Source organism: Thermoplasmataceae archaeon, from assembly GCA_038729425.1.
Classification (GTDB): Archaea; Thermoplasmatota; Thermoplasmata; order Thermoplasmatales; family Thermoplasmataceae; genus B-DKE.
Window position 1 is genome coordinate 18,678 of record JAVYSB010000009.1, and the last position, 10,427, is coordinate 29,104.

Annotated in this window: 10 protein-coding genes; 7 read left to right on the forward strand and 3 right to left on the reverse strand. The window is 45.2% G+C overall.

Features of this window, described 5'->3' with window-relative positions:
* Positions 1–24: 24 nt before the first annotated feature.
* The 3 genes from QW597_06960 to QW597_06970 form a co-directional block, all read right to left on the reverse strand.
* Complete coding sequence (locus QW597_06960; protein ID MEM0156318.1) at positions 25–822, reverse strand: ABC transporter permease; 798 nt, start codon at positions 820–822, stop codon at positions 25–27.
* Positions 819–1,553, reverse strand: coding sequence for an ABC transporter ATP-binding protein (locus tag QW597_06965; protein MEM0156319.1), 735 nt, complete (start codon positions 1,551–1,553; stop codon positions 819–821). Before QW597_06965 ends, QW597_06960 begins: the two co-directional genes overlap by 4 nt.
* Before the next feature lie 111 nt (positions 1,554–1,664).
* Positions 1,665–2,159, reverse strand: coding sequence for a hypothetical protein (locus tag QW597_06970; GenBank protein ID MEM0156320.1), 495 nt, complete (start codon positions 2,157–2,159; stop codon positions 1,665–1,667).
* Positions 2,160–2,323: 164 nt separating this feature from the next.
* On the opposite strand from QW597_06970, the gene QW597_06975 reads away from it, so the two are divergent.
* The 7 genes from QW597_06975 to QW597_07005 all read left to right on the forward strand — a co-directional run bounded on the left by QW597_06975 (position 2,324) and on the right by QW597_07005 (position 9,888).
* A complete protein-coding gene (locus QW597_06975) occupies positions 2,324–2,506 on the forward strand; it encodes a hypothetical protein (GenBank protein MEM0156321.1) in 183 nt (60 codons plus the stop codon).
* 39 nt (positions 2,507–2,545) lie between these two features.
* Entirely contained in the window at positions 2,546–3,532 is a 987-nt protein-coding gene (locus tag QW597_06980) for a hypothetical protein (GenBank protein ID MEM0156322.1), read from the forward strand.
* 225 nt (positions 3,533–3,757) lie between these two features.
* Positions 3,758–6,109, forward strand: a complete 2,352-nt coding sequence (locus QW597_06985; GenBank protein ID MEM0156323.1) for a hypothetical protein — start codon at positions 3,758–3,760, stop codon at positions 6,107–6,109.
* Between the two features lie 53 nt (positions 6,110–6,162).
* Positions 6,163–6,912 carry a hypothetical protein gene (locus QW597_06990; protein ID MEM0156324.1) on the forward strand — a complete coding sequence of 250 codons (750 nt, stop codon included), beginning with the start codon at positions 6,163–6,165 and terminating at the stop codon, positions 6,910–6,912.
* 91 nt (positions 6,913–7,003) lie between these two features.
* Positions 7,004–8,119 carry an NAD(P)/FAD-dependent oxidoreductase gene (locus QW597_06995; protein ID MEM0156325.1) on the forward strand — a complete coding sequence of 372 codons (1,116 nt, stop codon included), beginning with the start codon at positions 7,004–7,006 and terminating at the stop codon, positions 8,117–8,119.
* A gap of 94 nt (positions 8,120–8,213) precedes the next feature.
* Entirely contained in the window at positions 8,214–9,476 is a 1,263-nt protein-coding gene (locus QW597_07000) for an MFS transporter (GenBank protein MEM0156326.1), read from the forward strand.
* 241 nt (positions 9,477–9,717) lie between these two features.
* Entirely contained in the window at positions 9,718–9,888 is a 171-nt protein-coding gene (locus tag QW597_07005) for a hypothetical protein (protein ID MEM0156327.1), read from the forward strand.
* The last annotated feature ends 539 nt before the right edge of the window (positions 9,889–10,427 follow it).

Consider the following 10,427-nt stretch of genomic DNA (forward strand, 5'->3'; position numbering starts at 1 on the left):
TAATATAAATAGATAAGGATAGGTTCAGATCTGCCTTCTATTATATATCAAGATGGATATTATGAGGCTTATGGCAAGATAGCCCACCATTATGGCAATACCCTCCCAGACGTAAGGAGTGTATGTGGTAACAGAGACTCTTCCCTCGTTCAAAACATGTATGTGGGTGAAGGTCAAGGGAGAAAGCACGGTGGTGACGACCCCGCCGCCATAGGTGAGAAGGAACCACGGCTCGATCTTGGTAACATCAAGAACTCCCTGCACGATAGAGAATATCAGGAACATTACAAGAAATGTCGCAACTATTGCGCTTGATCCATTTTTGAACATGGAGCTGAACAGGAAACCGAAACCTATTGCCGAGGCAGTGTAAAGAAGCGCCAGCAGATATGATTCTCCCACACCAACTGGAACGCCGTGGAAAAGATAGACCATACCCAATGCGCCAAGAATGTAATAAAGCGTAATTATAGCGGCACCGACAGCAAGAGCACCAAGGTACCGGCCTAGAAGGATTGATAATCTCTTAGAGGGCTGGGAAAGGACAAACGTCCCTGTCTTGAGTGAGAAGTCCGTTGCCATGGCGTCTCCGCCTAGGAACGATCCTAGTATGAGCACAACATCTCCTACAAAACTGTAAAAGAGCGTATCAAAGCCAACTTCATCCGATGGGACAGCTATTACCTTGAAAGCCATGAGGGAATAAATCAGTGCCGTTATCAGAGCCACAAGAACGAGAAAAACAATAAAGCGTCTTGTCCTCAAATAAAACTGAAGGTTCTGTTCCATATAAACCCTGATCTGGCTGCTGGTTGAGATCATAGAGTCCCCTCCCTGATCAGCTTTATATAGGTTTCTTCCAGGCCTTCTGTTCCGTTCTTTCCTCCGAATTTAACTGATACGTTCTCAACAGTATCGATCAGGAGAATCTTCCCACCATTGATGAATATTATATCATCTGCAACATCTGTGACCTCGTAAAGTAGGTGAGAACTCATTAGGATGAGTTTCTCCTTCTTCATCTCCTTCAGGACATTTCTTACGTCTTTTGCCTCTGCAGGATCCAGGCCCCCTGTGGGCTCATCAAGCAGTAATAAATCAGAATCAGGCAAGAATGTTGCAGCCAGCATTACCCTTTGCTTATTTCCCTTGGACATCTTTCCGGTCCTCTTTGTAAGCGATTCAAGGTGCAACTGATCCGAGAGTTCCTTTATCCTGGCCTCTGTATCACTATAACTCATGCCCCTGATCTTCCCCACAAAGTGAAGGAATTCAGAAGCGGTCTGATGCGGATAAGGCTCGGGTGACTCAACCAGTGTAGATATATTGGAAAGGGCTTCTGCCGGTTTTTCCCTCACATTTATGCCGTTTACGAGCGCCTCGCCCGAAGTTGGGAAAAGGAGATTGCTGAAGAGCTTCAGTGTGGTCGTTTTTCCCGCCCCGTTTGGGCCGAGATAGCCAACCAAACCAGGTTTGTCGAACTTGAAATTAAGACTGGTTACACCACGCTCAACTCCAAAGGTCTTGGTGAGATTGACTGCATTTATTTCCATTAGAGGGTCATATTGCCCGCCTTAATTAATTATTACATTTGCTTTAAATAGTGATATAGGTCGAATCGCACTGTCCAACCGGCTCTGTCTGACGCTATCTCAAGAACCACATCACTGCTTGCGTGCGACGTTTTTACCGTGTCCTATGGTGACTTTGAGAATCTCTACACCATTGCAGTCTACACACCGGTCATTGGGTCCACAGTAAACAACTGACTGGGTCTGTTCAACATGGTCCCCGGATCTGGAATCTGCGTTGCGTGACTCCATCAGATCTTCTGCATCGATCATGTACCATTTGAGGGTATTATTCTCAACAGATAGCAAATAGCCCCTCAGTTCCATCACAGAATACCCGGTTATAGGGTCATGGTCTTGCGTTAATGAATGAAGCGTGATCGAAACAATTCTGCTCCTGGCAATGGTCTTTGACAGGATTGACCGGAAATGAGCGTTTTGACTCTTGCTCTTGCCAAAGAAGAGTTTTCCATCACTCCTCCGGACATCCCATTCCTCAGATCCCCTTTCGGAAAGGAATATAATGGTCCCGGAGCTCATGACGTGCTCGTTTAGTTCTTCCATGAAGCTATCTACGTCTAAACTCATCAGATCACTGCAATATACATAAGAACGTATATATTCAATTGCCCATCTGCACGATCAAGAAAGCGAAATTTTTCCCTACCTTCACTGATGTAATGAATCTTCCCGGGCCGGTTATTCCAGAGAATGTAACAATATCCTAAACTACTTCCAGCGATGCAGGATCAATGATCGAATGCGAAAGCCTAGGCAAGATCCTCTTGTATGACAGGAGTGGGAAACAGCACCTCCTAGACCACGAAACTACTGTCAGAATGTGTGAATTAGCTCAGGAAGAAGGGATCGGTATAGATGAGGCAATAAAGCGAAATATAGAGCCATCGCTGAAGCTGCTGAAATTCCTGGACTGAATACGGAAACGATTTAATCCAGAATAGCATCTTTAATCATTGACTGAGGAACTGTCAGAAAGATTAGTGCGCGTTATCCCCGTGTTCAAAAAGGACCCGGAAGAATACACGGTTTCATTTATGTCCCTGATCTCAGGAAAACCAAGGTATTACTCGAAGTCCATAAAGAGAATAATTGAGATTGCGGATGAAATCTCCGTGCCAACCGAAATTGTCATAGGATATTCTGAGCAGGACAGCCCCGCAGCGGAAGCAGCCGTGGATATCAAGGCAGCCTTTCCAAGCGTGAGGGTCGTGAGGTTAAGTGGGGAAGTGTGCGGCACAAACAAGAGAGAACTTTCCACTAGGTGTTATGGGAAGTTCCTGGCCATTTTTGATCTTGATTACATATACGATTATTCGCACGCGGACATTGTTTTCAAATTCGTCAGTTTTGCGGAGAAGAGAATGCTTTTTTCTGAGTTGCCCATAATTCCTGCATCATTGCTTTCTGAAGCGGGAAACTGGAGAGACCTGACTGCAGGCGAGGATGTGGACCTCTACTGCAGAATCGCCATTTTATCTGGCATAACAGCCTATCCAAGGTCTGAGCTGGAAGATTTTGAATACATGGGACCTGGAGTACCATCAAACCAGGGCAGGTTGATTGAGAGGTTTCAGAAGAATTTCGTCAAAATTCGCGATCTGATGATTGGGTGTAACTACGGGGTACGAGATATGATGATATTCAACGGTAAAATGAGCCCATTGAGATCCGTCATGCTGTGGGTATTCTTCTCTGTGTGCCTCATTGGTACCAAATTTTCCTGGGTTCGGTCCCTCAGATACGACAGAAGCAATTATTTGATATTCATGGAAGATGTGATTGAATCCCTTGTTATCAGGGACTTCCTCAGATTTGATCGGCCAGAGGACAGAATCAGTCTTGGCCTCACCCGTAATGAGGTGAGATACATGCAGAAGAAGAGCAAGACGTGGAGGCAGGTCAGCGATACACTGTCGAAACATATTCGTGTTGATGACTAAAAATAGCTATATTATCTCCTGATAATGCATGTCAGCAGTTCTAATTGTGGTTTTGTGGACTAAGACATAAAAAGTAATTTATGTAACCGCGGGATTTGACCCAATATGCGTGATAGACGCATGCCTGATAAACGGTTATTGGCATTACTTTCGTTAGTGGTATTAATTATAGCGATGGCCCATCAAATAACCTTTACAGGCAGCCAGACCGGGAATTCATTTGCCATGGAAAATCATGCCATTGCAAGGATAGGAGACAGTATGAGCCACTCCACTTACTACCTGTTTCAGAATCTCACAGTGCCCAACGGATCCACACTCTACATTAACAACACTCATCTTATCATGGTTTCCAGCAGTCCCTCAGGCATGTCCATTGATGACTACGGTTCGCTGTACCTCAATAATTCCAGCCTGTCAACCGTTACGTCAAACGGATCTGGAACCTTCCCAGTCCAGCTCAATGTGGGAAATGCATCTGGAAACCTCCACGCATCCCTTTACCTGAAAAACAGTTCACTGCAATTCGGAGGGAGCATACTTGCTGTCAATTCCGCTGTAACGTTCATAGGATCTATAATAGGCTGTGAGAGCCAGGTCGATCCGGACCTTGTAATGGCTCTGGGCATGTCTTTCGAAAACTGCACTATATACTCTGGAAACACTATTTATGACAATTTTTTCCACACGCCCCAAACACAGCCTTATATCGACGGATCCATGAATTATTCTTTCAGCAATAAAACTGGTCCTCTCAGCGAAGAAGGGTATCACAGCATCCCACTTTCTCACGGGTACGATTCTTTCCCGGATTCGTATCTGGATACTGCAATATTGAACATTACCTACAGCGGAAATGATAGTTCCAGTAATGACTACGTGATCGTTTCAGATGGGGGCTCAACCATTGGAAACATAACCCTGCCAAGTACAGGCGGTATAGGCAGGTTGGAGAACTCCACATACTCATTCAAGCTTCCTGTTACGATCACCAGGTCAAAGGCATACTCTTCTAATGGGATTTCCGTGCACTATAATTTTAATCTTGAAACTACGGCAGAAATATGGAACATCTCTCTCGACCTTATCTCAAATGATACAGAATCATTTTATGGCCTCGAACACTTCAACGTTCTCCTGTACAATTCTACCATGATCTCCCTAAGGGACTCAATTGGGCTTGGTTTCCAGGAAATGTATAGCTATGGATATATGTTGAACCCACAGAAGAATATGATAATAGGATACGGAAACTCATCGGTATTCATAGTTGGAGATTATTCGTATTACTCACCGGAACACTACTGCTCCCCGCCCTTTCTGATGTACAATAATTCACGTATTTCGGTATATAAGATCGAACAGATGCAATTTATCACACATTACGGTGCATTTTACAATGCCACTCCCGTTGTGACGCCATGCATGATTCCTGCCCACCTGGACAGTAACGCCAACGCGTCGAATGGCCAGATCGCTGCAGTGCTGGAGCACTCCCCGCTGGTTAAGTTAATTGCCAAAGATGGCCCCATATTCGAGGAGCCACTGATCGAGGCGACCATGAACGCGTCAGAGCACCCTGAGTATCTCGGAGATTATTCTGTATCAATGGCCTCGTCAAATTGGTATTTTTCGATCAGTACGTTCCCCTGGTGCCTGAGCAATCAAACAATGAATGTCTTCCCATTGAATCTGCCTGCTATGTTTCTGTATTCGCTTCCCAAATCCGTTTCAGTGGGATATTCCACTTTTCAGGTGGGACTGCAGGCAACCTCTGGTGTGACTATCACTGGATTCAGCGCTGAGCTTTCAGGCCGTTTTGGGAGCATGTACCTCGTCAACACAACAGCCCCTATTTCAAAAGCAGGAGGCTTATCGTCCTTGAGCTTCAACTGCTATGTACCTATTTCCGTGAATCCCGGTGTCTATGATCTGATTCTGAGGATTGATTCCGCTGGATATTTCCTCACTGGTGAAAACTTAACAGATTTTGCAAACATCACTGTCCTCCCAGATATCCATCCGTCAGTTTCGAGTTTCATCGCAGGCATTAACGGAAGGAATGTCTCTGTTTCTTTCAACCTGTCAAATTCAGGCCTGAACAGTATACTCTACAATGTCGTTCTTCGCACTGAATTCTCGGATGGCGAGATCGGGTCAGTGCAGTCACTGAAGAATTTATCAGCTAATTCATTCAGTACGATCAAATTCAACCTCTACGCGCCTGAGAACATATCAGGCTTCCAGGTACTTCTCATTCCACAAAACACCAATCTTTCCAAATCGATGGAGTACAATTATACCTGCAACCTCACTGTGAATGTCCGGAAACCGCACTCACCTGCATCGGAGGTAATGCCCACAAGCGAGATTGTGCTGGGAGGATCTGTGGCTGCAGCTCTCGCTCTAATCTCTATATACGTTTACGATGCCAGGAAGAAGAGGGTATATTACTTCTGCACGAAATCTGGCGAAACCACCAAAATAAAGCGAATATGCAAAAACGCACAATCTAAAAAACAGAAGAGTGAAACAGCCCTTAAGAAGCGCGAAAAACAAGATCACAGTTCGCCATGATATCGCCGACCGTGCTTGGAAATTTATTAATATGGCGTCAGGATGTCCTGACAATGAGTAACTTCCTAATGGTATTGTTGCTTTCCGCTGTCATGGGACTTTCAATATTCATTGCACTTCCCCTATTTGCGAGAAGGAAGATGAGTAACCTTAACATGCGCCTTCTGGGATCCGTGGCAGTCGGAATACTTATATTTCTCGTTGCAGACGTCTTCTCAGATTCAGCCTCTATTATGTATAATGGTTCTCTTGCGGGATATGGTACAGACCCATGGTATGATCTGGTATTCTTGATTTCTCTTGTTCTTGGCTTCGCCATGCTCTTCTTCGCGGAAGGAACTAAAGACAGTGGAAAATCACCGTACAGGCTCTCCTTCTTCATTGCACTGGGGATCGGATTCCAGAATCTCACGGAGGGCCTCGTTTTTGGCGCCTCATTCAATTCAATAGGACTGCTGGGCGTGACGGTTGTCATACTTGTCGGATTCATCCTGCAGAACATAACGGAGGGCTTTCCCATCGTTTCGCCCTTCATAGGTATGGAGAGCCAGAAAATACTCCCCATCGTTTCCCTGTTTCTTATTGGTGGCCTGCCAACGATCATCGGTGGCGGGGTTGGCTACTTCTATTCTTCCAGTTTATTCAATCTCTTCTTTGATGGCCTTGCAATTGGAGCCATGGCATACGTTATCTTCCCCATAATTGGGAGTCTGCTTAGGAACGGGGAGAGACATTCTGCACGTTTAATATATGCAGGAACCTTCATTGGATTTGTTGCAGGTTTCCTGGTGAATCTAATATGAACTCCAGGGTGCGTAGAAGAATCTGCCTGTAAGTTCAACTTTCCTGCAGTGGTAAAAAATATTCATTAAATCCCACTGCATGACTCGCCAAATGGAATCTGCCGAAATCGTCATCATAGGTGGCGGAATCGTCGGACTGTCCGTAGCTGCCAGTCTGTCCGAGAATAACCGGGAGATTTATGTCCTGGAAAAAAACCGTGTATTGGGCCTGGAGACGAGCAGCCACAACAGTGGGGTCATCCATTCCGGAATATATTACCCGCCTGGATCGCTAAAGGCTGTCCTTTGCAGGAAAGGAAATGAGCATATTTACAGCATATGTGAGAAATACCATATACCTTTTAGGAAACTTGGAAAGCTGATCGTAGCAACTGATGATTCCGGTATTGCAGAACTCGAGAAACTGTTAAAAAACGGTGAAAGAAATGGTATACAGGATTTGAGGATGCTTGACAGTGATCAGATCAGGACAATTGAACCAAACGTCCTAGCGAAAAGGGCTATATATTCCCCGTCTACCGGCATAATAGAGCCTGACAGCCTTATGGATTATTTCAGGGCAAAGGCATTGCGGAACGGCGTGACATTCGTTCCGGAAACCATGGTTACTGGAATATCCAGAATATCAGACGGTTATGAACTGATGGGGGTCAGCTCAGGGCAGAGATTCAGCATAAGATCGGATACTGTTATAAACAGTGCAGGCCTCCAGTCGGACCGAATAGCTGAAATGGCAGGGATAGACATAAATAGTGCTGGGTACAGGCTTCACTACTGCAAGGGAGATTATTTCAGGCTGTCTGGCCCGCCGCCTGTAAGGTCCCTAGTATATCCGGTTCCAAACGGGCCTGGCCTCGGAATACATCTCACCCCTGACATGGCGGGGTCCATTAAGCTGGGACCAAACGCATATTATGTGGATAAGGTGGACTACAAAGTGGAATCAAGCCCTGTTGAATTTCTGGATGATGTTATAAAATTCGCCCCCTCAATTGCAGATCGCGAGATCGTTGCAGACTCATCAGGGATACGGCCGAAACTCCAGGGGCCGGGTGAAGGGTTCAGGGACTTTGCCATTCGTCATGAAAAGGACAGGGGATTGCAGGGTTTCATCGATCTCATTGGCATTGAGTCACCTGGGCTGACCGCGTCTCCTGCCATAGGGGAATATATTTCGCAGATATATGATAAAGAAATAAAGCACTGATTGCCTGCAGGTTCTGCTGACGTCTTTTTATCTTAATCTGTAGTTTTGAACTGTGTTGAAATCTTAAATAGCCGCCAGAAATTAGAGTAGAATCTTGGAAACCCCGTACGCTTACAATATCCGCGGTCTTGACAGAAGGATCTGGATACTTGGTGCAACCAGATTCATCAGAGCCTTTGGAAGAGGGTCGTCCTTCATATTCGTCCCGCTCATATTCATTGAAGTATACCACATAGGGTTCGTGGAGACAGGTTTCTTCATAGGATCAGCGACCCTTTTAATGGCATTTATTCAGTATTTTGCGGGGATACTCACCGACCGGATAGGCAGGAGAACCATTCTTGTTTACTCCCAGATACCTGCTGTGGTATCCTATCTTCTCATATATTACACGATAGCAGTTCCGGACTATTTCATCCTTCTTTTGCTTTCTTGGTATGGAACAATCATCATCAACTCGATCCAGTATCCGGCCGTACAGGCAGCAGTTGCCGACGTCACTTCCATTGGTGACAGGCTTTCCGGGTATACTGTTATGAGGGTAATGGCGAACCTGGGCATTGCTGTCGGACCACTTTTGGGAGCGTACCTGGCATATTTTGGCCTTCAGTACATTTTCATTATTTCAGCTGCCGTAACTGTTATTGAGATTTTCATGCTCTATTACATGTTCAGGGAGAGCTATGTACCATCGGCATATGATCCCCTGAGGAAGGGTGATCTTAGTCGCGCTTATACCAAAGATAGATTTTTTATAGTCTTCATACTTGTTGGGCTCGTTTTATCCATATTCATGCGGCAGAGGGGATCCACATTCACGGTTTACACAATAGTTGTTGAAAACCTGCCCTACTCCTATCTTGGTTATGTCTGGGCGCTGAACGGCGCGCTGGTCGTGATCCTCCAGATGCCGTTCCTCAGGCTTATGACAAAATTTGGAAACCCAATGATGTGGAGAGGCATAGGGACCGTGTTCTATGCCATCTCATTCCTGATACTTTCTTCGTCTCCAGTATTCTTCATACTTCTGTTATTCATGACAGTGTCCACATTTGGGGAAGATCTTCTGTCACCGACAACGCAGAGCATTATTACCACACTTGCCCCAGGGAACATGCGTGGGTCGTATGTTGGAGTATACAACCTCTACACCAGTTTTGGAGCCTTCGCCGGGGCAATCATAGGACTTTATCTCCTGTTCATACTGCAGAACGTGACAGCGTATTACTGGATATACATGGCAGTTGGAACCCTTGCAGTAGCGATCCTTTATGTTGTGATGAGCCCCATGTTCACCAGGAGATTTCATCACATTATGAAGGCTGATCGGCCCAAGGACACAAACCAGCCTGTTTAAACCGTTTTTACAGGATCGTAGACTTGCATGATCTTCCGGTCTTTAGATCATGAGCTGGGAAACTACAGAGGTCAAATTCTTGGATCGTGAAACGGCTGAAGTTACCTAGATTTTAACGTAATACCCTCAATTTTTGTTTCAGAGTTCACTAATAAGGATGATTCGTCTATAAGTTTACACGAATGCAGTTTTAGTTGCTCTTAATATGGAGCTCTCGATATGTATAACATGGGGTGAAATAGTGGGTAACAATCGGGAGACTCTTGTGATCACGGTATGTCTAGTGCTTGCGGCGGTCATCTCTGTCCTGATGCTGAACTACCCGCGCCTTTTCTCAATTTTAGATATGATTGTTGCTGTAAGCATAATTTTGGTCATCATGGCTATAATCCACTACACAAGCAGGAACTGACGCAAAGAAGTCTGAATATCCTCTCGGTAAAGCATAAAACTTGACATATAAGAAACGATTGGATATTCAGTTACTTTTTCTCCGCTTCCATGCGTACCAAGCGCAAATTACAATTTTCCGTGATCGCATGAAGACCACTCAATAAAAAAGCAATACCAGATAACCGGAAGACACATTCAGATTGGAATAAAACCATCGAGGATTGAGGGCTCTTCCCGTGTTTTCTCTTCGTTGGGATCGAAGAGAATTCTTTCTGAATCTTCTGTCGTTGCGAACAGTAAACCCAGGGGGGGCTGGCCCCCTCAATCACAATTGAGAACAGAATAACACGATTAGCTTTTTTATGCTCGGAGATGTACGCGTTCAGCAGAGAGCAATCTCCTGCTATTTACAAAGTCAGTTGGTCCGCAACCAAATTCACCTGCAAATTTCTTTTTCTGCCACACCTGTGATTTACCTTGTTCACACGCAGTTTGAAAACATAGTTAGGTATGATCAATTAATCCTCGTTGGTCGAGAGTTCCACAGTACTGGAGCTC

Bases quoted from the DNA above. Each gene is read 5' to 3' on its own strand.
- QW597_06960 (MEM0156318.1), bottom strand. From the start codon at position 822: ATGATCTCAACCAGCAGCCAGATCAGGGTTTATATGGAACAGAACCTT.
- QW597_06965 (MEM0156319.1), bottom strand. From the start codon at position 1,553: ATGGAAATAAATGCAGTCAATCTCACCAAGACCTTTGGAGTTGAGCGT.
- QW597_06970 (MEM0156320.1), bottom strand. From the start codon at position 2,159: ATGAGTTTAGACGTAGATAGCTTCATGGAAGAACTAAACGAGCACGTC.
- QW597_06975 (MEM0156321.1), top strand. From the start codon at position 2,324: ATGATCGAATGCGAAAGCCTAGGCAAGATCCTCTTGTATGACAGGAGT.
- QW597_06985 (MEM0156323.1), top strand. From the start codon at position 3,758: ATGGAAAATCATGCCATTGCAAGGATAGGAGACAGTATGAGCCACTCC.
- QW597_06990 (MEM0156324.1), top strand. From the start codon at position 6,163: ATGAGTAACTTCCTAATGGTATTGTTGCTTTCCGCTGTCATGGGACTT.
- QW597_06995 (MEM0156325.1), top strand. From the start codon at position 7,004: ATGGAATCTGCCGAAATCGTCATCATAGGTGGCGGAATCGTCGGACTG.